The organism is Tidjanibacter massiliensis, assembly GCF_900104605.1.
Classification (GTDB): domain Bacteria; phylum Bacteroidota; class Bacteroidia; order Bacteroidales; family Rikenellaceae; genus Tidjanibacter; species Tidjanibacter inops.
On sequence record NZ_LT629960.1, the window covers coordinates 183,826 to 210,646 of the forward strand.

A 26,821-nucleotide genomic window follows, 5' to 3' on the forward strand; every position below is an offset into this window, starting at 1 on the left:
TTTTCCGATACCGGTACGGCAGCGCACTTTGCGCTGCCGTACCGGCGTTTACGGGTGGATGGTTCCGGCTGATTCGGACGAATCGCGCCTGTCTCTGCGGGTCGGGCTGTCGTCCGAAGACCGCTTTCAGCCTTCGGCGAATATTCGTATATTTGCAGAAATTGTTGTCATGGTGGATTTCGATAAGGTGCCGTCGCCCTGCTTCGTACTCGACGAACGGCTGTTGTGCAGGAACCTTGCGGTCATCGACAAGGTGCGTCGGGCTGCGGGTGTAGAAATAATCGTGGCGCTGAAGGCGTGTGCGATGTGGCGCATATTCCCGCTGTTGCGGGAACATTCCGACGGGGCTACGGCGAGTTCCGTGGCGGAAGCGCGCCTCGTGCTCGAAGAGTATGGCAGCCGGGCGCATACCTATGCGCCTGTCTATACCGAAAACGATTTTCCGGAGATAATGCGTTGCAGCGACCACATTACGTTCAATTCGCTGGGACAGTGGGAGCGCTTCGGCGCCCGGGCCCTGCTGAACGGCATATCCTGCGGGCTGCGGGTGAACCCGGCCTATTCGACGGTGGCGACCGACCTCTATAATCCGGCGTCGCCCGATTCGCGGCTCGGTATTCCGGCTGCCGACCTGCCCCGGCTGCCGGAAGGGGTGGAGGGGCTTCATTTCCATACCCTTTGCGAGTCGCGGCCGGCCGACCTGCGCGCGACGCTCGGGGCGTTCGAGGAGCGGTTCGGCCACCTGCTGCCGCAGGTGCGGTGGGTGAACATGGGCGGTGGCCATCTGATGACGGCGGAAGATTACGACGAGGAGGAACTTATCGATATCCTGCGCGGGTTCCGCGCGCGGTATCCCCACCTGCGCATCATTCTGGAACCGGGGAGTGCGTTCACATGGCGTACGGGATGGCTCGTTGCGACAGTGGAGGATATTGTCCGCAATGGCGGGGTGAATACGGCGATGCTGAACGTTTCGTTCGCATGCCACATGCCCGATACGCTGGAGATGCCCTACAAGCCCGCCATCGTGGGGGCGCACGAGCCCCGGCCCGGGGAGGTGCGCTGGCGCATGGGCGGCAACTGCTGCCTGGCGGGCGATTACAAGGGCGACTGGGCGTTCGATACGGAACCTTCGGTGGGCGACCGGGTGGTGTTCGAGGATATGATACACTACACGATGGTGAAGACCACGATGTTCAACGGGGTTTCCCACCCCTCGATAGCCATTGTGCATGAAAACGGGAAGCTGGAAGTGGTAAAACGGTTCGGTTACCGCGATTTCCGTGACAGAATGTCGTGAGGAGAGCGACCTCAGGCCAGGTTTTCGCCCGACGACCGTTTTCGGTTTTCATCGAATATGTTTTTTATATTTGCTTCAAACGAATTGCTTTGCGAGCGTGCGCCGGCCTTTGGCCCGACATGCACTTTCGTATTTCAGCGAATATAATTTTGCTATATTTGCAGTCCAAACCAAATAGATAGATATGGAAGATTTCCGGCCTACGAAGTATAAACTGCGCTGTGTGGCTACGGGACGCGTGTTCGAAGACGATGGTCTGGTGCTTGAGGACAGGCAGTGCAATACCCCTTCCCTTATCAGAACCGAATATGAAGTGAAGTGCATCGATATACGGAGCGACGACAGCGGAATTTACAAGTTCTGCGACTGGCTTCCCGTCCGGCGTACCCTGAAGGGGTCGGCCGCACCGGTAACCTACAAAAGCGAGGGACTGGCCGCCCATCTGGGACTCGATAACCTCTATATTACGTTCAGCGGCTATTTCCCGGAAAAGGGGGCGGAGATGACCACCTGTTCCTTCAAGGAGACCGAGGCGTACAGCGTATGCGGCCGTTTCGACGAGTCGGCCGGACGCATACTTGTCGTGGCCTCGGCGGGCAATACCGCGCGTGCGTTCGCGAAGGTGTGTTCGGAAAACAATATACCGCTGCTGCTGAGCGTACCGGAGGACAATCTCGATGCGCTGTGGTTCGAGGAACCGCTCAACGACTGCGTGAAGCTGATAGCCGCCCAGAAGGGTGGCGATTATTTCGATGCCATTCATCTGAGCAATGTGGCGCTCAAATCGGGGCGTTTCATCGCCGAAGGAGGTGCCAAGAATGTGGCGCGCCGCGACGGTATGGCGACCACGGTGCTTTCTGCGGCGGCCTTCATCGGGCGTATCCCGGACTACTATTTCCAGGCCGTGGGCAGTGGAACGGGCGCCATCGCCGCATGGGAAGCGGCCATGCGCCTGGAGGCGGACGGTCGCTTCGGCCCCAACCGTATGAAGCTCATGGTTTCGCAGAACGCTCCCTTCGTTCCGATGTACGATGCGTGGCGGGCCGACTCGCGGCACATGCTGCCCTACGACGACCACCGCGCACGCCGCGATGCGGGTATCATCGATGCCAAGGTGCTATCCAACCGCCGTCCCCCTTACGGTCTGGCGGGCGGACTGTACGATGCCTTGAAAGAGAGCGGCGGCGATTTCTTCGTTTCGACCAATGCGGCCCTTCGCCGGGCGTCCAAACTTTTCGAGCAGACGGAGGGCATCGACATACACCATGCCGCTGCGGTGGCGGTGGATTCGCTGATACAGGCCGTGAAGCAGGGCAAGGTAGGCAGGGAGGATGTCGTCATGCTGAACGTGACCGGAGGCGGGGAGAGACGCTACAAGGCGGGCCGGCAGATGTGGTATCTGAAACCCTCCATCGTATTCCCTCTGACGGCTTCCGAAACGGATATCATCGGCAGGACGGAGGCCCTGTTCGTCCAATAGTCATTTCCTGCGGTGACTTCGTCGGGTTATATCGGGCAGGTCCGTCGGGGCCTGCCCGCTTTTTTCCCGGCAGGAGAGGCCGTGCCGCAGGTTCCGCCTGCCGTGTCGCCTGTTCAGGGTGCTTCCGGTGCTTCTCCGGCTGGTGGGAGCACCTCCTCCGGAGAAAGAGGGTAGAGGAAATTCCCCGTCACGGCGTGGCCGTATTTATCTTTCAGCGAAAGGTCGATTTGCAGTTGGCCGTCGGCCGTTTCGCAGAGTATCGTTTCGCCTTGGACGGCTCCTGCACGGAGAGTCGGGGCGGATGTTCCCGTGCTGTCGGGGGCAAAGTGCGCATACCAGCAGCCGGCACCCGTATCGAATATCGACGCCTGCCCGCAGTTTACCTCCGGAGTTCCCGGCAGGGCATATCCCGCGGCTTCGGGGATTTCGTACCGGTCGTACAGCGGGTAGCTGCCCAGCGGTAGGGTTGCGGCCGAGTCGGCTAGTAGCTGAATACCTATCAGGTCTCCCTCGCCGCTGACGGAGAGGGTACCGTCGGGGGCGGTCAGAACCGTTACTCCCTCTTCATACAGCAGGATGCGCCAGAATTTTCCCGGAACGTTTCCCTTTTTGTCGCGGGGCGGCCATGAGTCGTCGGTGTCGGCCCGGAAAAGTGACAAACCGGTCAATTGTAGGTCGCTGTCGAGCGAAGAGGCGGGAGCGGTCATGTCTATTGCGTGTGTCGGCGGTACGCCTTCGAACTCCCAACGGATGATATCGCTCCGTTGGTGCAGATGTATGGAACCGTCCGTTACGGTGAAACGGATGCCTGTCAGTTCGGTAGAGATTTTATAGACGCCTTCGTCGTCGGTGATGGAGATGGTGCCGTCGTCGATGAGTATGCCGGAGGCGATTGTTCCGTCGACAAGGGTGTATTCGAGTGTCTGAAATTCATTGGCATAACTTTTCAGCACTCTGTAAGTGCGCTCCCAATCCGTGGAGACGTGGAAGATGCCCGTCGGGAGCGTCACGTTGTCGGCCGGGTAGCTACCCTCTTCGGGCAAGGGAACGGTCAGGGCCAACTGCAGTCCTTCGCCGGGAGTTTCGGAATGCTCCATGACGATATGCAGCAGGCCGTGTCGCGGTGCATGGAGCGGATATCCGCCTATGTATCGGAGGGAGAGCCTGTCGGCTCGGTGCAGAAACCGGTCGCTCCGGTCGTCGATGTGGATGGGACCGCTGTATTTGCATTGGATAAGCTGTTCGCCGGCGTAGAACTCTCCGCGGATGAGGTAGCCGCCCGCAGAGGAGAGGATGGAGAGCTGTCCGTCCGTGAGGGGTATGGGGGTACCGTGGTCCATGAGCAGCGAGCCTTCGTCCGCCGTGTTATCGGCGGGAAAGAAGGTTTTGATGCAAAGCGACTCCCGCTCGGCATATTCGTAGGTGCCGGCGACCAGTCTGATGGCGAAGATGGTTTCGTCTACCGTGCAGGAGAACAGTCCTATTCGGAGTTCGTAATCCCCTTCGGTGAAGGTGAGACGGTAGTAGCCGACGTCGCCGCCGAACTTGTCACCGTAATATTCTGCTCCGGAGAGTTCGGTGAACAGGGGAGGCCCCGACGGTGGCGGTGGTGGAGGCGGCGGAGGAGGTGGTGGACAGGTGGTGGTACAGGCGGTAGCCCATGCGATAGCAAACATCGCAGAGAACAGTCTTTTGAAGTTCATGGTATTCGGTTTAGGTTCGTTTAACGGGCGGGTAGAACATCCCGTTTATCCGTATGATGCATGAAGGAGGCGTTTTGTTGCATTGGTTGCGTAAAATGCAGGGGGAAGCCCTATTTCCCCGACGGGCGGCGGGTGTTTCGCGGAGACCTATCGGCCGCAATACGGAACAGGCGGCGCGAATGTTTTCGCGCCGCCTGCGGAGTTTGGCAGCCGTCTTTACACTGCGGAGACGGGAGTGCTGTCGCTGCCGGCCGGGATGTTCCGGGTCGTGTAGCCGTCGGTCGTTATCCCCGGTCGAGACTGTTGCAGTCGGGGTTTATCTTTTTGACCTCCGCTGCGACCTCTTTGCGTGTGACCTTCTGGTTTTCCGGTTTTCCCTCATTGTCGAGTCTGACCTCTGCCACCTTCTCGCGGAGCTCCGCCGATAGCTTCTCTTCCTTTTTCATAGCCTGTATTTTTTTGATTCGAGTTTTGTCGTTTCCGGTTCAGGTATCAAATACCCTGCCAGCGGTCCGCCGGCCGGGGTCGGAAGAGGGTTTGGACGTCCGGATTATTTGACCCATCTTTGCGGCGACATAACGAAAACAGGACGTTTTGTAATCCTCATCGGAGGGCGGAGGTGCCGGATAAGATGGCTGGGTAGAACCAATCGGCTTATTCGGCACTTCTCGTTGGGGCGGTGCGGCGGGCGTCTTGCCAACCGAAATGTTGCAGTATGAAACAGAAGACGATTGAATGGGGTACCGAGAAGATTTCGGTCTTGTTCGGGCAGGTATTTTTTCCCACCCTGCTCGGCATGTTGGGCGTGTCGGCAGTGACGACGATAGACGGCATCTTTATCGGACACGGCGTGGGGAGCGATGGAATCGCGGCGGTCAATATCTGTGTGCCGCTGCTGATGGTGCTGACGGGCTTCGGCCTGATGGTGGGAATGGGCAGTTCGATAACCGCATCCCTTTGCCTTTCGAGGGGCAGGGCCCGCATGGCGCGTGTGAATGTCACCCAGGCGCTGCTTTTCGTGACGGCCGTCGCTCTGCCCTTGGTCGGCGCCGTCATGCTTTTTCCGGAGGGGACGGCCTATTGGCTCGGCTCTTCCGAACGTTTGCTGCCGATGGTGGTGGATTATCTCGTCTGGTTCGCCCCTTCGATGCTCTTTACGTTGTGGACGGCGGTCGCCATGTTCGCCCTGCGTCTGGACGGTGCTCCGAAACTCGCCATGTGGTGCAACCTGCTTGCTGCTTTCGTCAATGTGGTGCTCGACTGGCTCTTTATTTTTCCTTTCGGCTGGGGCGTGAGGGGGGCGGCATTCGCGACTTCGATAAGCTGCCTGACGGGAACGTGCATCGCGGCGGGTTACCTGACGTTTCGGGCGCGGCACCTGCGTCTGTGCCGCCTGCGGTTCGGCAAGAAGGCCTTCGCATTTTTCGGACGGAACATAGGCAGCCAATGTCGGCTGGGATTTTCGGCGCTGCTGGGCGAGGCGACGATGGCGACGCTGATGTTCGTCGGGAACCACGTCTTCATGCAGTATCTCGGGGACGATGGAGTGGGGGCTTTCGGCGTGAGCTGTTACTATCTGCCCTTCGTCTTTATGATAGGAAATGCCATCGCGCAGTCTGCCCAGCCGATTATCAGTTTCAATGCGGGCATCGGAAAGACGGAACGGGTGCATGCGACTCTGGGAGCTTCATTGACTGCTGCTCTGATGTGCGGTACGGTGGCGACGGCCGCTTTCGTGCTTTTCCCGAAACAGCTCGTGGGACTTTTCCTGAATCCCGGCGATATCGCCGCACGTATTGCGATAGAGGGGTTCCCCTATATCGGGGCGGGGTTCATTTTCTTTATTGCGAACCTTGCCGTGGTAGGGTATTACCAAAGCATCGGGAAGGTGCTGCCTGCTACGTGTTTTGCCATGCTGCGCGGATTCATGTTTCTGATACCGAGCTTTATTCTGCTCCCCAGGGCGTTGGGTGCAGTGGGCATTTGGCTGGCCCTGCCCCTGTCGGAGATTCTGACAGCGGTGGTGATTGCGGCAGTTTTTCGTATCGGACGCCGGCACTCCATGCGGCATTCGGCCGTTTCCTGACCCAGGCCGTCGTGCATGGGGGCATGTGCTGCGGCGCGGACGAGCCTGGGCCGCACCCGTATAACAGAAAGGGAGATACGATATCCGTACCTCCCTTTCGCTTTTCCTGTTGGGCTACCTGGATTCGAACCAAGAATGACAGGACCAGAATCTGTAGTGTTACCATTACACCATAGCCCAATATTCCTTGAAAAAGCGGAGCAAAAATAGGGCTAAATTTTTATTCCCGCAACATTTTTCGTGTTTTTTATCGAAAAAATGTATTGTATGTATTGCATAGTATATTGTGATTTGTTTATATTTGTAATAAATATTATTATGTATCGCATATGGTGCGTATGAGAAAATTATCTCTTTCGGTTGTTATGGGAAAGAGAGGTTGTCCGTCTATTAAAATACGGCGGTGTACAGTTTTCCGGTCGTCTCGATGCGGCAGGATGCGCAGGTGCGGAATGCGGGGATGGTATGATGCGGAATTTGATATATTATTATTGATTAACGATAAATAATATTTGAAAGTCGAGAAAAACAGATTATTTTTGTGGCGGTAATCCCGTGCTTTACCGGAGTATGTCGTGCGGATGCAGTGTGAGAGGGATACTGTAAAAGAAAGGAAAAGGTTTTGCAGCAAAGAGATAGGCCGTCCGTATACGGCGGTCTGTGTCAGATTTTATCAGTTTTAGTTGTGTTGTGTCGTTCCGGGAATATACCTCCCGGAACGTGTTTTTTGCATCCCCGGAGGAAAGGCCTCGGCTGAAATTTTCTAAACCCGTTAATTTTCCGTTATTTTGCACTCTGCCTGCTCCATGTGGCATGATTGTGGGCCGCGTGTGCTTGGTATATATTTTGAGCCTGTAAGGGCGGAAAAAATCAAACAGATAGCCATGAGTAAGGATAAGGAGACGAAAAAGTCAGAACAAGAGGAAGTTAAGGAACAACCTGCCGATGCCGCCGGAAACGGTCCGCAGGAAGCGACGGAGGGTGCCGGTGTCAAGATGGCAGAAGAGGAGGCTGAAAAGGACTCCGCCGCTGTAAAAATGGCAGAAGAGGCTGCGCAGTGGCGCGATAAGTACGTCAGGCTTTCGGCCGAGTTCGATAACTACCGCAAACGGACGCTGAAGGAGAAGATGGACCTTATCTCTTCCGCCGGCGAGGATGTCATCAAGGCATTGTTGCCGGTTATGGACGACCTTGAACGGGCCCTTGATGCCACGCAGAAGGCGTCGGACGTGGAGGCTGTCCGTGAGGGAGTGGTGCTTATCTCGAACAAGTTGAGGGATACGCTCCGTACCAAAGGGCTGTCGGAGATAGAGGCTTTCGGGCAGGAGCTCGATACCGATTTTCATGAAGCCGTAGCGAAGATACCGGCTCCGGACAAGAAACAGAAGGGGAAAATCGTCGATGTCGTACAGAAAGGGTACAAACTGCACGACAAGGTCATACGCCACAGCAAGGTGGTGGTAGGCGAGTAGCGCCGTATCCGGACGGAAAGCCGGCCCGGCGGCGGGTATCGTAAAAGAGAAGATAAGAGGCGGGGACGTTGCGTCCCGTGATTTGATATGGCAAAAAGGGATTACTATGAGGTGCTGGGCGTGGAACGTAGCGCCAGCGCAGATGAGATAAAAAAGGCGTATCGGAAGGCCGCCCTGAAATACCATCCGGACAAGAATCCGGGAGACAAGGAGGCTGAGGAGAAGTTCAAGGAGGCGGCCGAGGCGTATGATGTCCTGAGCAATCCGGACAAGAAGGCGCGTTACGACCAGTTCGGACACGCAGGCATGAACGGCCCGGCGGGCGGCGGAACGTACAGCAGCGGCGGATTCTCCATGGAGGATATATTCAGCCAGTTCGGCGATATATTCGGCGGTCACTTCGGCGGCGGTTTCGGAGGCTTCAGCGGTTTTGGCGGTTTTGGCGGTTCGGCCGGCGGAGCCCGTCGGGTGAACCGGGGTTCCGACCTGCGGGTAAAGGTACGGCTGACGCTTAAGGAAATCGTGAACGGGACGACGAAGAAGTTGAAGATAAGCAAGTTCGTCGTCTGCGACCAGTGCGGTGGCAGCGGGGCCCGTACCCCTTCGGGAGTTTCCAAATGCAAGACCTGCAACGGAACGGGTGTGGTGACCGAGGTGGTTGACAGCTTCTTCGGGCGGACGCAGACGCAGCGTGCCTGTCCTACATGTCAGGGCAGCGGCGAGGTCATTACCGACCCGTGTCCCAAGTGCAAGGGGGAAGGTGTTGTACGCGGCGAGGAGGTCGTGGAGATAAAGATACCTGCCGGTGTGGGCGAAGGCATGCAGCTGTCGGTCAGCGGCAAGGGGAATGCGGCCCGCAGAGGCGGCATCAACGGCGATTTGCTGGTGGTCATCGAGGAGGAGCGCGACCCGCAGCTCGTGCGCGACGGCAACGACTTGCTGCACAGCCATAAAATTTCGATACCGACGGCGGTGCTGGGCGGAACGATAGAGGTTCCGACCGTGGAAGGCCGTGCGAAGGTGAAGGTAGCAGCCGGGACCAAGGCGGGGAGCGTATTGCGCCTGCGCGGGAAGGGTATTCCGGATATCAATGGCCGGGGCCGGGGCGACATTCTGGTCGTGGTTGACATCGACGTGCCGTCGAAACTCTCTGTTGAGGAGCGGAAGACGGTCGAACAGCTTGCGCAGAGTCCGTCGTTCGGCACGCCCGACAACTCGCGGCCGGAACAAAATATATTCGAGCGCATGCGGAATTTCTTCAGATAAGGAGTATATTTGTTCGGTCACAGCGGCGTTCGTGCACTTTCGGTTCCGGCAGCGGATACTTGAACGGTACGGACGCGCGTTATTATGACCGTTCGGACCGAAGGCAACGTCACGTAACCCCGCAGAAGTATGGCAAGATTCTTTTATACGCCCAAACCGCGACAGTTCGATTACCGGCCGCGTTATTATGACCCGGAGAAGGAGGCGCGTGAGAAGCGGCGCGAAGAGCTGCTCGGAGCGCGTCCCGCAACTGAGGGGGAGTATGTTCCCGGCGATATGCTGCGCCGGCGGAGAATGCAGCGCATGATGGAGTCGGAGGCCGGCCGCCGGCGCGGCAGGAGAAGGACGGGACGCGTGCTTTTCCTGCTGGTGATACTCGCTGCGCTGGTCGTGGCCGTGGTGTGGGTAATCAGTTGACCGTTTTAATTTTCCGCAGTTTACAGGATGCCAGACAAGATAAGATTGCTGCCCGATACCGTCGCAAGCCAGATTGCGGCGGGAGAAGTGGTGAACCGTCCCGCATCGGTGGTCAAGGAGATGATGGAAAACTCCGTGGACGCCGGTGCGACAGCCATCACCGTGAGTTATCGCAACGGGGGCAAGGAGCTTATCAAAGTCATCGATGACGGAGAGGGTATGTCGCCTCTGGATGCGCGGATGGCATTTGACAAGCATGCGACGAGCAAGATAACGCGCATAGAGGATGTCTATGCGCTGCATACGTTCGGGTTCCGCGGCGAGGCGCTGGCCTCCATCGCGGCCATCGCGCATGTGGAGCTGACTACGCGCCGGCCGGAGGACGAGCTCGGCACGCAGTTGGTCGTCGAAGGAAGCCGCTTCCAGTCGCAGGAGAATGTCGTGGCGCCGGTCGGGAGCCAGTTCGCGGTGAAAAATCTCTTCTTCAACGTACCGGCCCGACGCCGGGCTCTGGACAAGAGTACGACCGAACCGCGTCATATCGCCGAAGAGTTCAGGCGGGTGGCCATGTGTCATCCGGAGATGTCGTTCTCGCTTTACGGGGAGGATGCTCCGGTGTACACGCTCCATCCTTCGGGACTCAAGCAGCGAATCGTGGGTCTTGTCGGAAAGCACGCCGCCGGCAATCTGCTGGAAGTGGGAACCGAGACGTCGCTGGTGAAAATCACCGGTTTCGTCGGAAAGCCTTCGTCCAGCAAGCAGACCAACCGCGAGCAGTACATGTACGTGAACGGCCGGTTCTTCAAGAGCCCCTATTTTCATAAAGCCGTCATGCAGGCTTACGAGAAGCTGATTCCCGCCGGAACGCAGCCCTCCTATTTTCTCTTTTTCGAGGTGGACCCCGACAAGATAGATGTGAATATCCACCCCCAGAAGATAGAGGTACGGTTCGACGACGGGCCCGCGATATGGCAGATAATACACGCATCGGTGCGGGAATCGCTCGCCAAAACGGGAGCCGTTTCGTTCATGGATTTCGACGATGGGGGAAGCGTGGAGATTCCCGTCAGGAAAGAGGGCCCGATAGAGCGGATACCCCCCGCGGCGACCAATCCTTCGTACAACCCTTTCCGGAGCGAAGGGATGGGGCGGCGTTCGCAGGCGGGGCTGTCGGATTTTACCGGCGGGTACGATACTTTGGCCGGTATCGGCCGGGACGATGCCGTGGAGCGTTTCGACAGCTCCGTGCTGGAGTATATCGAGGAGGGACCGGGCGGCGGAGAGCTGCCGTTCGGCGACTCGGCGGAAGGCTTCCGTGGCGCACTCGCGCTGGGAGGCGGTTATGCGGCCACCTCCTGTTCCGGCGAGCTGGTGCTGGTAGACCTTCGGCGAGCCAGGGAGGCTATTCTGTTTGGACGTTACCGGGTGATGCTGGGCAACGAAACCTCCGTCACACAGAAACTGATGTTTCCGGAGGTACTCGTCTTTTCGGCCGATGATACCGCACTGTTGACCGAGCGGTACGAGGAGTTTCTCGCGCTGGGATTTGAGTATGTCAGACGGGATGAAAACAGCATCGAGGTGACGGGCATTCCCGCCGATTTCTCGGTCGATGAGATACAGGATTTGCTGTACGACATCATGGATGCCCTTTCAGACGGAACGCAGCCTGTCGAAGAGGGGCGGGAGCGTCTGGCGGCCGTACTGGCCCGCGACGGGGCGAAGCGTGCGCCTTCCGGCTACTCCGAAGGCGAGATGACCGCTATCATGGAGGCGCTCTCCGACGGCGGACGGTATAACCATACCTATGACGGGCGTCCGGTCCTCGTCCGGATGGCACCGGATGAGATAAGGAAACTTTTCCGAAAGTAGCGGCGTGCCGCCGGAAGACGGGCGGACGGTTACGGCCTGCGGGCCGGTGTGAACGAAAGAAAAACAGATTGTCATGGCGATAGCTAACGGGGCTTTCAGAACCCCGCCCGTAGTGGCGAACCTGCTGATAATAAACATTCTCGTCTTTCTGGCGGAGATACTGCTGCCGGGAAGGATAAGCAATGCGCTGCTCGAATTCGGGGCGCTGAGTTTCTGGAAAGGGGGCGATTTCCATATCTGGCAGCCGCTGACCTATATGTTCCTGCATGCCAATTTCGGGCATATCTTCTTCAATATGTTCGCCCTGTGGATGTTCGGCAGGGGATTGGAATACGACCTCGGCAGCCGGCGTTTCCTCACCTATTACATCGTCTGCGGTATCGGGGCCGGGCTGATACAGCTCGGGGTGAACTGGATAGAGTATGCGGCCGCCGCTGCCGACCCCGGTGTGCCGCCCGCCTTGCTCGCCCGTTATGCGCATACCTATACGATAGGCGCTTCGGGTGCGGTATTCGGCCTGCTGCTTGCGTTCGGCCTGCTTCATCCGAACAACGTCATTATGCTTGTTTTTCCACCCATCGCTTTGAAAGCTAAATGGTTCGTGGTGATATACGGTGTCATCGAACTCGTAGCGGGCATCAGCGGCCGCGGCGGCGTGGCCCACTTCGCCCATCTGGGCGGCATGCTCTTCGGCTGGCTGCTGCTGTGGTATTGGAAGAAGAAGGGTTGGATATATTATTAGCGGGTACCGCTCCGCGGTTGTCATGGAAGATTACGGGTATTACCAGAAGAAGGCCCGACGGCAGCGGTCGGGTGCTCCGTTGGCTGTCAGGATAATCGACATCGTCATGCTCGTGCTGACGGTCTTGTGTACGCTGTTGCTCGTTACCGCCTACCTGGCGGCGTATATCGACCCCCGCAAAGCATGGATATTCGCTTTTCCCGGCCTGGTCTTTCCGGCCATCTATGTCGCCGAGGTACTGTTGGGTCTGTGGTGGGTGGTACGATGGAAGAAGTATGCGTTCGGTGTGGCTGCGGTGCTCCTGCTCGGAATCGGGGCGGCAGGCCGTTTCTATCGGCCCGACCTGCGCAAGCGTTATGCGGAGCCCAAACCCTCGCGGAGTGAACTGGTGGTTATGAGTTACAATGTGATGGGGTTCAACAACCGTTTCGCCGGAGAGGGAAAGCCCACCGTACAGTTGATAGCCGACCTCGTCAATGCCAACAATACCGATATCGTTTGTTTTCAGGAGCTCGGCGGCGACCTCTCCAAACCCGCTGTCAATTCGTTTATACCCGACCTGAAATACTACAAGGCATTTCCCTACGAACTCGAATGGTCGGAGGGGAGTTATTTCACGGGATTGGGAATTTACAGCCGTTATCCGATAGTGGCTTCGGGGCTGCTGCCTGCCGACGGCAGCGACCGTGCCTTCTCCATGTGGGCTGACATCCGGATACAGCGGGATACGGTACGGGTGTTCAACAATCATCTTAATTCCACTTATATCGACAACGACGATATCGACTACCTTTCCAGTCTGAAATTCGTTTCGGAAGAGCGTACGCGGGCCCGGTTTTCGGAGATAGCAGGCAAACTGCGCGAGAGCTATATGCGCCGTGCTCCCCAGGCCGAACTGGTGGCGGAGTATGTTGCGCAGTCGCCCTATCCGGTTGTCGTATGCGGTGACTTCAACGATACGCCTGCGTCGTTCGCTTACCGGCGGGTGACGCACGGTCTCCGCGATGCTTTCGTAGAGAAGGGGTCGGGGACTTCGGGTACGTACGACAGGCTTTTCAACATGTTCCGGATAGACTATATCCTCGTCTCGGAGGGGGTGGAGGTCTTGCACTACTACACGTTCGACAATGTCTATTCCGACCATATGCCGGTAGCCGCCGGTCTGGAACTTGCGGCGGAGTAGGGCCTTTCGGGAACGGTGCGTACTATCGGGTCTCCGCTTTCCGTTATGATTGGACGGGGCCGCTTGTCCAGCCCCTGTACCGCCGAAAGATGGCTGCCGTACCGCCTCTTCCGTATAGTCTCTTCATCTCATCCTGCCGATGCGTAAGATAATCCATATCGATATGGATGCTTTCTATGCCTCCATCGAGCAGCGGGACAATCCCCGGCTGCGGGGAGTGCCCGTTGCCGTGGGACATTCGGGCGAACGGGGGGTGGTAGCTGCTGCGAGCTACGAGGCCCGCCGGTACGGGGTGCGTTCGGCCATGTCGTCGCGGGCCGCACTGGCGCGATGTCCCGGACTCGTGTTCGTGCCGGCGAGGTTCGACGTCTATCGGGAAGTGTCGCACCGGATAATGGATATCTTTTTCGACTATACCGACCGGGTGGAGCCCCTTTCGCTCGACGAGGCTTACCTCGATGTCACGGTGAATCACTACAACATGCCTTCGGCCACCATCATCGCTTCGGACATTCGCCGGCGGATAAGGGAGGCCACCGGTCTGACTGCATCGGCCGGCGTGTCGGTCAATAAGTTTCTCGCCAAGATAGCTTCGGATTACAACAAACCCGACGGACTGACGGTGGTGACGGGCGAAGAGGCCGAGGCCTTCGTCGAAGGGCTGAAGATAGAGCAGTTCTGGGGAGTCGGGAAGGTGACCGCCGACAGGATGCACGGGATGGGCATCCATACCGGAGCGGACCTGAAGATGCGCAGCGAGGCCGAACTGGTATGGCACTTCGGCAAGGCGGGGCATACGTATTATCTCAATGCCCGTGCAATAGATAACCGTGAGGTCACGCCGGACAGGGTCCGCAAGTCGGTGGGATGCGAGAATACCTTTTTCGCCGACATAGGGGAACCGGAGATGCTCGAACGCGAACTGCGTGCTACGGCGGAGGAGGTTTGGCGTCGTGCGGGCCGGCGCGATTTCTACGGGCGGACGGTGACGCTCAAAATTAAGTATTCCGATTTCAGGCAGATAACCCGAAGTCATACGTTTCCTGGATTCGTGACAGAGTATGGACAGTTCCTCGATGCGTCGCTCGGTCTGCTGTCGGGCGTAGACCTTATCTACGGCAAGGTAAGGCTGCTGGGGCTGAGTATCGGCAATCCCGCCGACCTCGAACAGCCGCAGTGCGGACAGCTCGAATTCGATTTTCCGGAGGAGTGAGAGGGAAGAGGGCGTGGCATTAATGTCCCTCTTTCTCCAAGTCGGGAAGACCAAGCGGATTGCCGTTCGGTCCGTACGGAATGAGACGGTTCTCGCCCACACGATAGACGGATGGGAAAACCTCTCCGTGCAGCGTGATGATTCCGCCCGTGGTATCCCAAACGAATTCGCCTTCGGTTTCTTTCGTCTCTCCGTTCCCGTAGAGGATATGCAGCTGGTATTTGCTCCCGGAGAGCGTCAGCCTTACGGTTGCCGTACCACGGTCGGGGCAGGGTAGGATTCCCGAATAGCTTCCCTCCCAGTCGAGCGCATTGCGGGAGTTGTGGGAATCCACTGCCGCAGCTACCTCGGGAGCGGAGCCATTCCGTATAGGAGACTGGCGTGTATGGCGGCATGCGGGAACCGTCAGGAACAGAAGGAGTGACAGCAGGAACGGAATCGGAATTTTTTTCATCGCTTCGGATATTTTTGTCCGGCGGTACGGGTATCTTGGCCCGTTTCGCCGGAGTGTTTTGTTCCGGACGTTTTCCGGAGCATGCATATGGTCGGCATACAAAAACCGGGACAAACTCCGGATGCTTCCGGGATTTGCCGCAAAACGATTGTCAGCAAATTTTTTCTGCCGGCAATGTCGGTCGGCGTACTCCACGTGCGGTGCGGTAGAGGAATTACGCGTTGTCTGTCCGATATCGTAGGCCGGCGGGTTGCGCGCAGCCGGCGGGAATCTCTCTTGGCAAAGTGAAAAACGCTCCCCGGAATGCAGGAGACCTGAGCGGTTTCCTTGGCGATTCGTGGCGCGCCGTTCGGCTTGTGTGGACGGAGCCGCTTCTCCGAGCCGTTTCACCGTGTCAGGAAGACATCCTGCACGGCTCGGGGAACGGGGGCGGGGCCCGATAGGTCGGACGGAACATAAAACTGCCGGTACGCCTGAGCATACCGGCAGTCCGTCGGTGGAGTGTGTCCTTTAATCTATATGGAGATGTCGAGTACCTCGAAACATACCGTTCCGGCCGGTACCTGTACATCGACCTTGTCGCCTTTCTTTTTGCCGAGCAGGGCTTGGGCGATGGGGGTGCCTATCGAAAGCTTGCCGGCTTTCAGGTTGGCCTCTTTTTCCGATACTATCGTGTACTCGACCTCTTTGTTCGTGGAGTGGTTCATGAGTTTGACACGGCTGAGTATCTGTATTTTGTCCGTATTCACATTGGACTCGTCGAGGATACGGGCACCGGCAAGCGTAGCCTCCATATTGGCTATGCGCATCTCCAGCATGGCCTGAGCCTCCTTGGCCGCATCGTATTCGGCATTTTCCGAGAGGTCGCCCTTGTCGCGTGCCTCGGCTATGGCTGCGGCTGCAGCCGGGCGCTCTTTCGCGCGCATGTGTTCCAACTCTGCCTTGAGCTTGTTGTACCCTTCGCGGGTCATGTATGTAACTTCTGCCATAACTCCTGTTGCCGGTCGGTTCCGGCTGTTAAGCGGTTAATATGATTCATAAAAACTCCCGAACGCACGGGGAACAGCCCTCTCCCTGAAAAGAGCAATCCCGACACATCGGCCGGAATCCCTGTGGCGTTCGAGTCTTGTACGGGACCGTCAGGTACCTTGCACGTCCCTTCCGGGATAGGCGTAGGGGCGGTTCTTCCGGTATTCACGGTGTGTACCGTCAGTTTATATAGGTACATGCAAAAAAAGAATTCCGCTGCCGGAACCCTCTTGCTTCACTTTTGAATACGCTTACAAAGTTAGGCAATTAAACCGAAAAAACAAATTTGCCTCTTGCTTATTTTGGAACGTGCTGGCGGATGCGGCAGTCCGTCAGGCGCGTTTGTCGGGGTAGATGAAGGAATCCGGACGGATTGCGTGCATTTGTCTCCACCGAATCGCATCTGCGAGTGCGGGTCGGGCAGCCGTCCGACGGCAATTTTCGGTGTTCAACGAATATATTGCTATATTTGTCAGTCCATCTAATGTAATGTGGCGGTTATGGCTGGTATGTTCGCATCGATGATATCCATGTCCGATATTCGGAGCGTAATCATGGCGTTGTATTTCGTGATTATTGCCGCCGCCGTCATCGTCATCGTTCATGACCTGCGCGACCCGGTCAAGGCCCTTTCCTGGATACTCGTCATTACGCTGCTGCCCGTGGTCGGCATCGTTTTCTACATGGTGTTCGGCCGCAATTATCGGAAAGAGAAGATTTTCAACCGCAAGGAGATAGATGATTTCGAGCAGATAGGCCGGCTTTGCCGGGTGCAGTTGCGCGAACTCGTAGACCCGGATATTCAGCACATCGAACCCATCGAAGCCAATAAGGATATCATTACCCTGCTGCTGAATAACAACAGGGCGCTCCTGACAGTACGGAACAAAGTGAAGATACTCAATGACGGGAAGGCGAAATTCGAGGAGCTGTTCGAGGCTATCGAAGGGGCCGTATCGTCCGTACATCTGGAATATTACATTTTCGAGAATGATGAAACGGGGCGCCGTCTGACCGACCTGTTGGCCCGGAAGGTGAAAGAGGGGGTGGAGGTACGTCTGATATACGATGATGTCGGCAGCTGGAACATGAAGCGCCGCCACGCCCGGCGGTTGAGGGCCATGGGAATCCGGGTATGCTGTTTCATGCCGGTCGTGTTCCCGTGGCTCACGAGCAAGCTGAATAACCGCAACCACCGCAAGATAGTGGTCGTGGACGGCAAGATAGGGTTTACGGGCGGGATTAATGTCGCCGACCGTTATGTGCACGGGACGAAGTTCGGCCCGTGGCGCGACACCCATCTGCGGATAGAGGGGGATGCGGTGAACATGCTGCAGGCCATCTTTATGACGGATTGGTATTTCGTCAGCGGTAAAGAACTGCTCAACGACGAGAAATATTTTCCCAAGAGCCGGATACGTACCCGTTCCCCGATGCAGATAGCCTCTTCCGGTCCCGATTCCGACTGGGCTTCCATCATGCAGGCGTTTTTCGCCGCCATCAACAAGGCGCGGAAATCCATCTACATATCCACTCCCTATTTTCTGCCGAACCAGGCCATTCTGACGGCACTCAAGGTGGCGGCCCTCAGCGGTGTGGACGTGCGTATCATCCTGCCTTTCCGTTCCGACAGCAAGATAGTCTATTGGGCTTCCCGTTCCTACATCGGCGAGATGCTCGATGCCGGTATCAAGGTCTATTTCTTCTGCAAGGGGTTCAACCACTCCAAGATATTGATAATAGACGACAACTTCTGTTCGGTGGGGTCGGCCAATATGGATATACGGAGTTTCGAGGATAATTTCGAGGTGTCGGCCATCATGTACGACCCCAAAGTGGCGGAAGAACTGACCGGTTACTTCCTGGGCGATATCGGCAACAGCGTTGCTGTTACCCCCGAATCGTGGGAGAACCGCCCCAATCTCCATGCCGTTTACGAATCCCTCGCCCGCTTGGCAAGCCCGCTGCTGTAAGAGGGGTATTTATCGTGACAGTTGTTGATGCGTAGCAGGTACTTATTCTTGTCCAAGAGAAATATAATGGCTACTTTTGAATGATTTTTGTTCTATATATAAAAATTTTAGCCGGCTTTTGGTGAATGTATGATAGTTGGACTGTGTGGAAAATACGATGTCGTGTTATGGCAGTTGCATCCATGTCCGTAAACGGTTAAGTTTGATTGAATGAATATATACGACTGTAAAATACTGAATCTTCCTAAGATAGGAGATAAGCGAGGGAACTTGTCTTTTGTTGAAGAGATGGCGCATATTCCATTTGCCGTCGAGAGGACTTATTGGATATACGATGTGCCGGGAGGTGAGTCCCGGGGTGGGCATGCCTATAAGGAGAATGAAGAGTTTATCATTGCTTTATCAGGAAGTTTTGATGTCTTTGTAGATGACGGAGTACATAAACGTACCTATTCGTTGAACAGGTCGTATTATGGTTTATATGTCCCTAAGGGGGTGTGGCGTGAATTGAGTAATTTCTCTACGAATTCACTTGCTTTGATACTGGCCTCTACTGCTTATAATGCGGCTGATTATATACGGAATTACTTGGAATTTAAATCATTTCGTAATGAAAGGTAATACGGTATATGACTGTACTATGGTGGAGCTGGACAAGCATCATCATGAAAAAGGGAACATTACGGTTGTTGAGAACGGAATAACGGTTCCTTTTGATGTGAAGCGTGTGTACTATTTGTATGATGTACCGGGCGGGGAGACACGCGGAGGACATGCGCATAAAGAATTGTATCAGTTGATGGTGGCGGCCAGTGGCAGTTTCAGTGTTATTTTGGATGATGGGACCGTGAAGCGCACGTTCGTATTGAATAGACCATATCAAGGACTGCTCATTGTGCCGGGTATATGGCGTGAACTTGATGATTTCTCTTCGGGTTCGGTCTGCCTTGTGTTGGCTTCTCAGGTTTATGAAGAAGCTGATTATATAAGAAAATATCCTGACTTTATCAATTATAAACATGGTTGAGGTTGTGAGGTATTCAGCTGGTCTAGCCAGTGAATGGAATGATTTTGTGAAAAAATCCAAGAATGGTACCTTTCTGTTTAACAGAGGATATATGGATTATCATGCGGACCGTTTTAGAGATTGTTCATTAATGATATACCGTAAAGGAAGATTGAGTGCGGTTTTGCCTGCAAATGTAGTGGGAGATATCTTGTATTCGCATCAGGGACTGACATATGGTGGGTTTATTTTGAATGATAAGGTAACTGTTGCGGATATGTTGGAGATTTTCGAGGAGGTTAATTCTTTCCTGAAAAAGAATGGTGTCGCAAAAGTCGTATATAAAGCAATTCCGTATATTTATGCGGATATTCCTGCCCAGGAGGATTTGTATGCCTTGTTTAGGCAAAATGCTCGTCTGATTGCTGGTAATATTTCATCGACTATTTATCAGAATAATAAACTTAAATTTTCTGAGTCGCGGCAATCGGGTGTTCGTAAGGCGAAAAGACAAGGGCTCATTGTTACGGAATCGGATGATATGGCTGCTTTTTGGGAGATATTATCGGCAAATCTGAATTTTAAATACGGTGTGATGCCAGTTCATTCTTTAGCCGAAATTTCTTTGTTGAAAAGTCGTTTCCCTGAGAATATCAGGTTGTTTCTTTGTTTAGAGGGGCAGATGCCGTTGGGAGGAACGGTCGTTTTTGAAACAGGACGGGTTTTACATGTTCAATATATATCGGCGAATGAGGATGGAAAAGCCAAAGGCGCCCTTGATATTTTATTTGATTTCTTGATAAATGAGCGTTATGCAGAGATTCCTGTCTTTGATTTCGGTCAATCGACGGAAAAAATGGGAACCATCTTGAATGAGAAACTGATTTTTCAAAAGGAAGGTTTTGGGGGACGAGGAGTCATGTACAATACTTATGAGTATTTGATTTAGGATAGTATCAATTAGTTCATGAGAAATGAAACAGATTGTCCTTATCGGAACTGCCGATACAGCTAAAGATATTTATTCTTTTATTAAAGATTACAAACTGTTTGATGTTATTGCTTTTGCGGTGGATCATCAATATAAAACAGAAGAATATTGTTGCGGTCTTCCAGTTTATGTGATAGAGGAGCTGAGTGAGAAAATAGATAAAAATGAGGTGGGAATCTTTGTGCCTATTCAGTGGAACTATATTAATAGACAGCGTAAAGAAATGTATTGGCGATTAAAAGATGCCGGATTTCATTTTGTTAATGTAATTGCACCTAATGCAGTAATTCATTCTATGGGCAGCATAGGTGAAAATTGTTGGATAGCAGACAATGTAGTAATTGAATCTAATGTTACTATTGGGAATAATGTTTTTGTTAAATCCAAAGCATGGATTGGGCATTATACTACGATAGCAGACCATTGTTTTATTGGGGCAGCTTCAATGGTTGCAGGGAAAGTGACTATTGGAGAACAATCGTTCATCGGAATCAATGCCATGGTATTTGACGGTGTGAAAATTGGTCGGAAATGTTTGGTAGGGGCTTGTACCTTTGTCAAACGTTCTTTGCCTGATTTTTCGTCGATTAAACTGTCGTCCGCTGTAACGGAAATTCGACAGTATAATGAAATCGACATTGAAGAGAAATTGGTCGCAGCTAAAAATATAAGATAGGATGGTTAAATTTTTAGATTTACAGGCCGTAACAGCTAAATATGCGGAGGAGATTCATGAAGCAGTGCAACGTGTTGTCGATTCGGGCTGGTATCTTCAGGGGGAGGAGAATCGACAATTCGAAGAGAATTATGCTGCTTATATCGGGACGCGATACGCGATAGGGTGTGCTAACGGTTTGGATGCACTCATCTGGATCTTTAGAGCATATATCGAAATGGGCGTCATGCAGCCCGGTGATGAGATAATCGTTCCTGCGAATACATATATAGCATCAATTCTTGCGATTACGGAAAACGGACTCGTACCGGTATTGGCGGAACCTGATTTGGAAACTTACCAGATTGATGGCAATCGTATTGAGAGATTGGTTACGTCTAAAACGAAAGGAGTGCTTATCGTACATTTGTACGGACAATGTGCTTATACGGTCCAAATCGGTGAAGTATGCGATAGATATGGTTTGAAACTGATTGAAGATAATGCCCAGGCACATGGATGTCAGTTCGGTCATAGGCATACAGGTGCGCTGGGAGATGCGGCCGGACATAGTTTTTATCCAGGTAAGAATCTGGGGGCTTTCGGTGATGCGGGAGCGGTGACCACGGATGACCCGGAGTTGGCGGAAACGGTCAGGACGCTTGCTAATTATGGGTCTGCTCAAAAGTATGTGTTTAAATATTGTGGACGCAACAGCCGGTTGGATGAAATACAGGCTGCTGTGCTAAATGTCAAATTGAAACATCTTGAGGAGGATATCGAAGCTCGCAAACTGGTTGCGCGTTATTATATCAATCGGATTGTGAATCCTTTGGTTACCTTGCCGAAGGTGCGAGACTGGTATGCCCATGTATTCCATATTTTTCCCGTCCGTTGTCCTGAGCGAGACAGACTGCAGAAGTATCTGGCGGAAGCAGGTATACAAACCATTATTCATTATCCTATTCCGCCGCATAAACAGGAGTGTTATAAAGAGTGGAATAGTTTGGTTTTTCCTATCACTGAAACAATACATGCGGAGGAACTCAGTCTGCCTATGAGTCCGGTAATGAGCGATGTGGACATGGAGCTGGTTGTAAACGCAGTAAATGCATTCCGGTAAGTCGAATGACAATGGCCGCAGCTATGGATACTCAGGAGATAAAAAAAGAGCAAGAGGGATATCAAACTGCTTTTAAGGCGACGGCTTTATTCGGAGGTGTACAGGTAATTAATATACTTGTATCTATATTGAAATCCAAAATCGTCGCATTATGGCTCGGTACTACTGGGTTTGGTATCATGAGCCTTTTTAATTCGGCGACTTCCCTAATATATTCCATAACGAATCTGGGGCTGCAGGACAGTGCGGTTCGGGACATTGCTTATGCGAAAGGACAAAACAACCTTTCGTCAGTTGCACGTACCGTGAAAGCTATTAATCGGTGGATATGGGCCACGGGATTGTTCGGTGCTCTTGTTACCATTGTTTTGGCTCCGTGGTTGAGTCAGTGGCTGTTCGAAAGTAATAAATACGTCCTTTCTTTTGTGCTGTTGTCATGCGTCGTACTGTTGTCCGGTATATATAATGGGAATTATGCTACGTTGCAGGGAACAAGGAATCTGCGGTTGATGGCAAAAGCCAACATTTTTGGTGCGGTTACCGGATTTTTATGTTCGTTGCCTATGTTCTATTTTTTTCGGGACCGGGGTATTGTATGGGCATTGATATTAACTGCGCTTTCTACGACTGTTGTCAGTCTGCTTTATGTGAAAAAGGCGAACATTCCGGATGCCCGCTTGACATATGGGGAGAGTTATCATATCGGACTCAAAACAGTTAAATTGGGTGTCATGATGTCGTTGAGCGGTATCAGTGTTACGCTTGTGCAATTTGTAGTAAAAACATTTATCGCAAGAACAGGAAGCATTGCTGATGTCGGGCTTTATCAGGCCGGCTGGGCCTTGAACGGTACTTATTTGGGGCTGGTATTTACGGCTATGGCCAAAGATTACTATCCTCGTCTTTCACAAGCTGCTACGGATAATCGTGTGGTCAGAACAATGATGAACCAGCAGACGGAGATTGCACTATTGGTTTTGGCTCCTCTTGTGATTGTTATGATTGTTTTTATGCCATTTTTTATAGAGCTGTTATATTCCGGAGAGTTTATTGGAATAGTCAGAATGACAGAATGGTTGCTTATCGGATCGTTAATCAAGGCGGGGTCGTGGGGTTTGAGTTTTGTCTTTCTGGCGAAAGGAGACGGTCGGCTTTTTCTTTTTAATGAATTAGGTACGAAAATCATTACCCTGCCGGCTTATTTGGTCGGGTTTCACTTTTTCGGGTTGGACGGTATTGGCTATGCTTATACTTTCAATTTCACAGTGTATTTTCTCTGGGTTGCTCTCGTCGCGTATAAACGGTATGGTATATCATATGATAACGGCTATTGGCGATTGTTTACGGTGCTATTGGCGATGATACTTATTTTTCCGTTAGGCGAAAGATTGTGGAATGCAGGTTATGGAACGGGTATCGCATTGATTGTGTGTATCGGAGTGTATGCTTTGTTTGAATTCAATCGACGGATAAATTTGAGAACCTTGACAGAAAAGTTACACCAAAGGGGCGGAAGGAAGTGATGCTTGTGAGAAAAAAAGATATCTTATCGTTTTACGACAAAGTAAAAAAACTTGCTGTAAGTTCGTTGGAGAAGGAACGTTACGAAGATGCCGTGGCCTATACGAATGCAGCAGCGGAAATTGCTTACCGTTTTAACTGGATGTACCGGGATGACGAGCTGGAAGACATTCTTATAAAGGTGTCCAATCGACTTGTCTGTCGGAATGAATCGTATGTTGCTGTTGGGGGACGTTGTGTCATGTATGTGGCGGCGCTTTTGGATAACAGAGGAATTATACAGCAATATCTGAGAGCTTTGATGTTTTATGCCGATAAGTTACTCGTGATAGTTGAGCGGCCATATGGAGATGAAGGGAGGGATACCGTCCGTGAACTGAAGGCTTGTGAGAAAGCGGAGTTATATATCCTTCCGGAGGAATTGTCTTTGAAAGCCCGGTCACAGTTATTGTACGATAAAATAGTATCATTTCAACCGGAGCGCCTTTTTATGCATTTATGGCCGTGGTCCGGTTTTGCCGTAAGTGTATTCAATGTATTGCCGTCCGAAATTATCAGGTATCAAATCAATTTGACCGACCATGCGTTTTGGCTGGGGTGCAGTTGCTCGGATTATGTCTTTGAATTTAGACCGTATGGATGTACGGTCTCGGAAGAACGCAGGGGGATAGCCCGGGAAAAATTGTTGTTGCAACCTTATTATCCGATAAAGAATCGCTGGCCGTTCGCTGGTTTCCCGGAAAATACTGCCGGGAAGACAGTCCTGTTTTCTGGAGGAGGACTATATAAGATTTATGGCGCGGGTGGGAAATATTTCGAAATTGTAAAGAACATTCTTGATTTATACCCCGATGTTGTTTTGCTATATGCCGGTACGGGAGATACCGCTCCGTTTGAAAGGTTCATTAAGGAAAATAATTTTTGTAACAGGATATTTTTGTTAGGGTTCAGAAAGGATATAACAGCTATCTTTGAACATTGCGATATATACCTTAATACGTATCCGGCTTCCGGAGGCTTGATGTGTCAATATGCAGCCATGGCGGCAAAGCCCGTATTGGCTTATAATCGGGAGGAGGATAGGGCGAGGTTTATCGAGGAGGTCGTGTGTGTGAATCGGCCTTATAAAATAACCTATACCGATGCAGTTAGTTTGGTTGAAGAGGCAGGCCGATTGATAGAAGATGCATCATACCGGAAACGGCGGGGGGAAGAGTTGCATGATGCAGTCGTTACCCCGGAACAATTTGGAAGCGATTTGAAGAAGATATTGACTTGTAATACGAGTCTGAGGAATTATGAAAGGGTAGACATAGATTATGATGCTTTTTGCGAAGGATATATAGATAGAGAGAACCATTATACGGATACGTTCAAACGATTCGTAATAAGAAAGTTTAAGTTTCGTACTGCATGGCTTTTCCCGCGAGTATTCCGATGGTTTGTAGGATATGTCCTCAGTGGCCGTTTATTGGCGTATCTGGTGCGCAGTAGAAAAGGATGAATATGGGAGCGAAAAAGATAGTGAGATATTGTTTGTCGGGAGTTGCTTGTTGTACGTCTTTGTTCAGACCGCTCAGCAGGTTGCAGTATCTCGTATGGTGGATGTACTATTCGCAATATAAGCGGAGGGAGTTTAAATCGTGTCCTTCCGATGTGTGGATTACTCCGAAAATCAGAATAATAGGCGGGAAGTACATAGAAATAGGACATGGTGTTCATATTCATGGGGACACTATTCTTAGTGCCTATTCTGAATTTGCTGGGAGTAAGTTTCTCCCCAGTATCTTAATAGGCGATAATTGTAATTTGGGACCAAGAGCACATATTACAGCGATTAACCGTGTGGTGATAGGTGCCGGAACTTTGACGGGTCGCGACCTTACCGTGACAGACCATGCACATGGGCAAGTTTCTGACCGAGAACAATTGTTGGAAGCTCCGAATCGGAGGTTGCTGTATTCAAAAGGGGAAGTTGCAATTGGCAGGAATGTTTGGATAGGAGATAAGGTTACGGTATTGCCGGGAGTGCATATCGGTGACGGAGCTATTATTGGAGCCGGAAGTGTCGTGACCGGAGACGTGCCTGCATATGCAGTCGTGGCGGGTAATCCCGCCCGGATTATCAGAAACCTGCAATAAATTGAGGCATGAAGACGACTATGATACAGACATCTTCCGTGGAGAAGGTTGAGGCATGGATATATGCGATATGTCTATTGTTTTCCATTCCGCCTTTCTTTTTCTGGTCGGTGAGTTCGCCTTATTTCATGATGGTGTGTCTTTTGATTTCTTTGAAGCATTTTCGGATAAATCGTGATACGGGTTATGTGGTATTTACCACGTTATTGTTTCTGATTTATTTGGTATTGGCTTTTATGGGGGGCGGTACTTTTGTGGGAACTGTCGTTACGAGTTTGATGGGAATCGTTTTCTTTACCGACCCTCGGTTTTTGAAATTGGTGTTTGATAAGTTCGTATATGTTTTTTCGATTACTTCTTTGTTATCGGTCATCCAATATATTTTGGTCGTCGTCTTCGATATAGGTATGCCGTATAGGGTTATAAATGCATTGAATACGCTTAAGTCCTATGATTACATGGCTTATGCCTTTTTTGTAATGCCCAGCAAGACGTTCGATATATTGCCCAGATTTTTTGGGATGTATGATGAGCCGGGAGTGGTCGGAACGATTGCCGGTGCAATTCTGATGACACGGCAGTTTAATTTTAAGAAATGGATTAATATCCCGATTTTCATTGCTGGGATTCTCTCGTTCTCTTTGTTCTTTTATGTGATTTTTGCAATTTACGTAATATTGTTTGCGAAAATACGATATAAGGTCATTACGACCGTGTTGGTTGCTCTTGCAGTTTACCTGTGGCAGGAAAATGAAATCTTGGAGCGTTATGTGTTTAGCCGTTTGGAGATAGAGAATGGTGAGTGGACAGGAGATGACCGTACGAAAGCACATTTCGATTATTGGTATAAAACGGAGTTCGTTAATTCGAAAGATTTTTATTTCGGTTTGGGGCGCAGTGCGAATACGTTGTATAATCAGGGAGGGGCATCCTATAAGGATGTGATAGTGAATTATGGTATCATATTCTTTGTCATTTATATGGGGACATTTACTTTGTTCGGACTGTATCGCCTGAAGTTTTCCAAAGAGTTTTTCATCTATTTTTTCCTGTTGTACGGTGTTATCTATCAGCGACCGTTTATCGGTAGTTTCGTCTATTTGTTTATCATTTTCATTCCTATTTTGTATTTGAACAGATATATTGGCGGCAGCACACGTCAATTGCCCGTAACGGAACATGTAAATTAAAAA

Annotated in this window: 23 protein-coding genes, 1 tRNA gene and 1 pseudogene; 20 read left to right on the forward strand and 5 right to left on the reverse strand. The window is 52.3% G+C overall.

Annotated elements, in window-relative coordinates:
* Positions 1–169 precede the first annotated feature (169 nt).
* Positions 170–1,300: a carboxynorspermidine decarboxylase gene (gene nspC / locus BQ5361_RS01665; protein ID WP_035473008.1), complete on the forward strand. Its 1,131-nt coding sequence runs from the start codon at positions 170–172 to the stop codon at positions 1,298–1,300.
* A gap of 184 nt (positions 1,301–1,484) precedes the next feature.
* Positions 1,485–2,780, forward strand: a complete 1,296-nt coding sequence (locus tag BQ5361_RS01670; protein ID WP_035472741.1) for a cysteate synthase — start codon at positions 1,485–1,487, stop codon at positions 2,778–2,780.
* A gap of 113 nt (positions 2,781–2,893) precedes the next feature.
* Here the strand turns inward: BQ5361_RS01670 and BQ5361_RS01675 are convergent, their stop codons facing one another.
* Together BQ5361_RS01675 and BQ5361_RS10655 are read right to left on the reverse strand one after the other, a co-directional pair.
* Complete coding sequence (locus BQ5361_RS01675; RefSeq protein ID WP_035472739.1) at positions 2,894–4,483, reverse strand: hypothetical protein; 1,590 nt, start codon at positions 4,481–4,483, stop codon at positions 2,894–2,896.
* Between the two features lie 284 nt (positions 4,484–4,767).
* Positions 4,768–4,929: a hypothetical protein gene (locus BQ5361_RS10655; RefSeq protein WP_022064149.1), complete on the reverse strand. Its 162-nt coding sequence runs from the start codon at positions 4,927–4,929 to the stop codon at positions 4,768–4,770.
* A 269-nt stretch (positions 4,930–5,198) separates the two neighbouring features.
* Here BQ5361_RS10655 and BQ5361_RS01680 point away from each other — a divergent pair, with 269 nt between their 5' ends.
* Positions 5,199–6,569, forward strand: coding sequence for an MATE family efflux transporter (locus tag BQ5361_RS01680; RefSeq protein ID WP_035472733.1), 1,371 nt, complete (start codon positions 5,199–5,201; stop codon positions 6,567–6,569).
* Between the two features lie 109 nt (positions 6,570–6,678).
* On the opposite strand, the gene BQ5361_RS01685 is transcribed toward BQ5361_RS01680, so the two are convergent.
* Positions 6,679–6,749 (reverse strand) — tRNA-Gln (locus BQ5361_RS01685).
* A 704-nt stretch (positions 6,750–7,453) separates the two neighbouring features.
* On the opposite strand from BQ5361_RS01685, the gene BQ5361_RS01690 reads away from it, so the two are divergent.
* From BQ5361_RS01690 to dinB, 7 genes are all read left to right on the forward strand, one after another.
* Positions 7,454–8,041, forward strand: coding sequence for a nucleotide exchange factor GrpE (locus BQ5361_RS01690; RefSeq protein WP_022064146.1), 588 nt, complete (start codon positions 7,454–7,456; stop codon positions 8,039–8,041).
* An 87-nt stretch (positions 8,042–8,128) separates the two neighbouring features.
* Positions 8,129–9,307: a molecular chaperone DnaJ gene (dnaJ, locus tag BQ5361_RS01695; RefSeq protein WP_022064145.1), complete on the forward strand. Its 1,179-nt coding sequence runs from the start codon at positions 8,129–8,131 to the stop codon at positions 9,305–9,307.
* A gap of 129 nt (positions 9,308–9,436) precedes the next feature.
* The gene (locus BQ5361_RS01700) at positions 9,437–9,724 is read left to right on the forward strand and encodes a hypothetical protein (RefSeq protein WP_052131024.1); all 288 of its coding nucleotides are present in this window, start codon (positions 9,437–9,439) and stop codon (positions 9,722–9,724) included.
* Positions 9,725–9,751: 27 nt separating this feature from the next.
* Positions 9,752–11,596, forward strand: coding sequence for a DNA mismatch repair endonuclease MutL (gene mutL / locus BQ5361_RS01705; RefSeq protein WP_035472728.1), 1,845 nt, complete (start codon positions 9,752–9,754; stop codon positions 11,594–11,596).
* A gap of 73 nt (positions 11,597–11,669) precedes the next feature.
* Complete coding sequence (locus BQ5361_RS01710) at positions 11,670–12,338, forward strand: rhomboid family intramembrane serine protease (RefSeq protein WP_022064142.1); 669 nt, start codon at positions 11,670–11,672, stop codon at positions 12,336–12,338.
* Positions 12,339–12,360: 22 nt separating this feature from the next.
* Positions 12,361–13,521, forward strand: a complete 1,161-nt coding sequence (locus BQ5361_RS01715; protein ID WP_035472725.1) for an endonuclease/exonuclease/phosphatase family protein — start codon at positions 12,361–12,363, stop codon at positions 13,519–13,521.
* A 139-nt stretch (positions 13,522–13,660) separates the two neighbouring features.
* Complete coding sequence (dinB, locus tag BQ5361_RS01720; RefSeq protein ID WP_035472722.1) at positions 13,661–14,734, forward strand: DNA polymerase IV; 1,074 nt, start codon at positions 13,661–13,663, stop codon at positions 14,732–14,734.
* Positions 14,735–14,753: 19 nt separating this feature from the next.
* On the opposite strand, the gene BQ5361_RS01725 is transcribed toward dinB, so the two are convergent.
* Both BQ5361_RS01725 and greA read right to left on the reverse strand, forming a co-directional pair.
* On the reverse strand, positions 14,754–15,188 hold the full coding sequence (locus BQ5361_RS01725) for a copper resistance protein NlpE N-terminal domain-containing protein (protein ID WP_052131023.1): 435 nt from the start codon (positions 15,186–15,188) through the stop codon (positions 14,754–14,756).
* A 515-nt stretch (positions 15,189–15,703) separates the two neighbouring features.
* Positions 15,704–16,177 carry a transcription elongation factor GreA gene (gene greA / locus BQ5361_RS01730; RefSeq protein WP_022062716.1) on the reverse strand — a complete coding sequence of 158 codons (474 nt, stop codon included), beginning with the start codon at positions 16,175–16,177 and terminating at the stop codon, positions 15,704–15,706.
* A gap of 540 nt (positions 16,178–16,717) precedes the next feature.
* On the opposite strand from greA, the gene cls reads away from it, so the two are divergent.
* From cls to BQ5361_RS01780, 10 genes and pseudogenes are all read left to right on the forward strand, one after another.
* Positions 16,718–18,190, forward strand: coding sequence for a cardiolipin synthase (gene cls / locus BQ5361_RS01735; protein ID WP_022062717.1), 1,473 nt, complete (start codon positions 16,718–16,720; stop codon positions 18,188–18,190).
* Between the two features lie 210 nt (positions 18,191–18,400).
* Positions 18,401–18,811, forward strand: coding sequence for a sugar 3,4-ketoisomerase (locus BQ5361_RS01740; RefSeq protein ID WP_071424890.1), 411 nt, complete (start codon positions 18,401–18,403; stop codon positions 18,809–18,811).
* A complete protein-coding gene (locus BQ5361_RS01745) occupies positions 18,801–19,217 on the forward strand; it encodes a sugar 3,4-ketoisomerase (protein ID WP_071424891.1) in 417 nt (138 codons plus the stop codon). The genes BQ5361_RS01740 and BQ5361_RS01745 overlap by 11 nt, the downstream gene beginning before the upstream one ends.
* On the forward strand, positions 19,210–20,145 hold the full coding sequence (locus BQ5361_RS01750; protein ID WP_071424892.1) for a GNAT family protein: 936 nt from the start codon (positions 19,210–19,212) through the stop codon (positions 20,143–20,145). Before BQ5361_RS01745 ends, BQ5361_RS01750 begins: the two co-directional genes overlap by 8 nt.
* 25 nt (positions 20,146–20,170) lie before the next feature.
* Positions 20,171–20,863, forward strand: a complete 693-nt coding sequence (locus BQ5361_RS01755; protein ID WP_052131154.1) for an acetyltransferase — start codon at positions 20,171–20,173, stop codon at positions 20,861–20,863.
* 1 nt (position 20,864) lies between these two features.
* A complete protein-coding gene (locus BQ5361_RS01760) occupies positions 20,865–21,965 on the forward strand; it encodes a DegT/DnrJ/EryC1/StrS family aminotransferase (protein ID WP_035474463.1) in 1,101 nt (366 codons plus the stop codon).
* 11 nt (positions 21,966–21,976) lie between these two features.
* On the forward strand, positions 21,977–23,488 hold the full coding sequence (locus BQ5361_RS01765) for an O-antigen translocase (RefSeq protein ID WP_035474461.1): 1,512 nt from the start codon (positions 21,977–21,979) through the stop codon (positions 23,486–23,488).
* A 5-nt stretch (positions 23,489–23,493) separates the two neighbouring features.
* Positions 23,494–24,990 (forward strand): glycosyltransferase family protein, encoded by a 1,497-nt coding sequence (locus BQ5361_RS01770; RefSeq protein WP_143047462.1) that lies wholly within the window; start codon positions 23,494–23,496, stop codon positions 24,988–24,990.
* A 461-nt stretch (positions 24,991–25,451) separates the two neighbouring features.
* A pseudogene (locus BQ5361_RS10930) lies at positions 25,452–25,613 on the forward strand (DapH/DapD/GlmU-related protein); the annotation flags it as partial.
* A 23-nt stretch (positions 25,614–25,636) separates the two neighbouring features.
* The gene (locus BQ5361_RS01780) at positions 25,637–26,818 is read left to right on the forward strand and encodes a hypothetical protein (protein ID WP_071424895.1); all 1,182 of its coding nucleotides are present in this window, start codon (positions 25,637–25,639) and stop codon (positions 26,816–26,818) included.
* The last annotated feature ends 3 nt before the right edge of the window (positions 26,819–26,821 follow it).

Coding starts and splice junctions, on each gene's coding strand:
- nspC (WP_035473008.1), top strand. CDS start 170: ATGGTGGATTTCGATAAGGTGCCGTCGCCCTGCTTCGTACTCGACGAA.
- BQ5361_RS01670 (WP_035472741.1), top strand. CDS start 1,485: ATGGAAGATTTCCGGCCTACGAAGTATAAACTGCGCTGTGTGGCTACG.
- BQ5361_RS01675 (WP_035472739.1), bottom strand. CDS start 4,483: ATGAACTTCAAAAGACTGTTCTCTGCGATGTTTGCTATCGCATGGGCT.
- BQ5361_RS10655 (WP_022064149.1), bottom strand. CDS start 4,929: ATGAAAAAGGAAGAGAAGCTATCGGCGGAGCTCCGCGAGAAGGTGGCA.
- BQ5361_RS01680 (WP_035472733.1), top strand. CDS start 5,199: ATGAAACAGAAGACGATTGAATGGGGTACCGAGAAGATTTCGGTCTTG.
- BQ5361_RS01690 (WP_022064146.1), top strand. CDS start 7,454: ATGAGTAAGGATAAGGAGACGAAAAAGTCAGAACAAGAGGAAGTTAAG.
- dnaJ (WP_022064145.1), top strand. CDS start 8,129: ATGGCAAAAAGGGATTACTATGAGGTGCTGGGCGTGGAACGTAGCGCC.
- BQ5361_RS01700 (WP_052131024.1), top strand. CDS start 9,437: ATGGCAAGATTCTTTTATACGCCCAAACCGCGACAGTTCGATTACCGG.
- mutL (WP_035472728.1), top strand. CDS start 9,752: ATGCCAGACAAGATAAGATTGCTGCCCGATACCGTCGCAAGCCAGATT.
- BQ5361_RS01710 (WP_022064142.1), top strand. CDS start 11,670: ATGGCGATAGCTAACGGGGCTTTCAGAACCCCGCCCGTAGTGGCGAAC.
- BQ5361_RS01715 (WP_035472725.1), top strand. CDS start 12,361: ATGGAAGATTACGGGTATTACCAGAAGAAGGCCCGACGGCAGCGGTCG.
- dinB (WP_035472722.1), top strand. CDS start 13,661: ATGCGTAAGATAATCCATATCGATATGGATGCTTTCTATGCCTCCATC.
- BQ5361_RS01725 (WP_052131023.1), bottom strand. CDS start 15,188: ATGAAAAAAATTCCGATTCCGTTCCTGCTGTCACTCCTTCTGTTCCTG.
- greA (WP_022062716.1), bottom strand. CDS start 16,177: ATGGCAGAAGTTACATACATGACCCGCGAAGGGTACAACAAGCTCAAG.
- cls (WP_022062717.1), top strand. CDS start 16,718: ATGGCTGGTATGTTCGCATCGATGATATCCATGTCCGATATTCGGAGC.
- BQ5361_RS01740 (WP_071424890.1), top strand. CDS start 18,401: ATGAATATATACGACTGTAAAATACTGAATCTTCCTAAGATAGGAGAT.
- BQ5361_RS01745 (WP_071424891.1), top strand. CDS start 18,801: ATGAAAGGTAATACGGTATATGACTGTACTATGGTGGAGCTGGACAAG.
- BQ5361_RS01750 (WP_071424892.1), top strand. CDS start 19,210: ATGGTTGAGGTTGTGAGGTATTCAGCTGGTCTAGCCAGTGAATGGAAT.
- BQ5361_RS01755 (WP_052131154.1), top strand. CDS start 20,171: ATGAAACAGATTGTCCTTATCGGAACTGCCGATACAGCTAAAGATATT.
- BQ5361_RS01760 (WP_035474463.1), top strand. CDS start 20,865: ATGGTTAAATTTTTAGATTTACAGGCCGTAACAGCTAAATATGCGGAG.
- BQ5361_RS01765 (WP_035474461.1), top strand. CDS start 21,977: ATGGCCGCAGCTATGGATACTCAGGAGATAAAAAAAGAGCAAGAGGGA.
- BQ5361_RS01780 (WP_071424895.1), top strand. CDS start 25,637: ATGAAGACGACTATGATACAGACATCTTCCGTGGAGAAGGTTGAGGCA.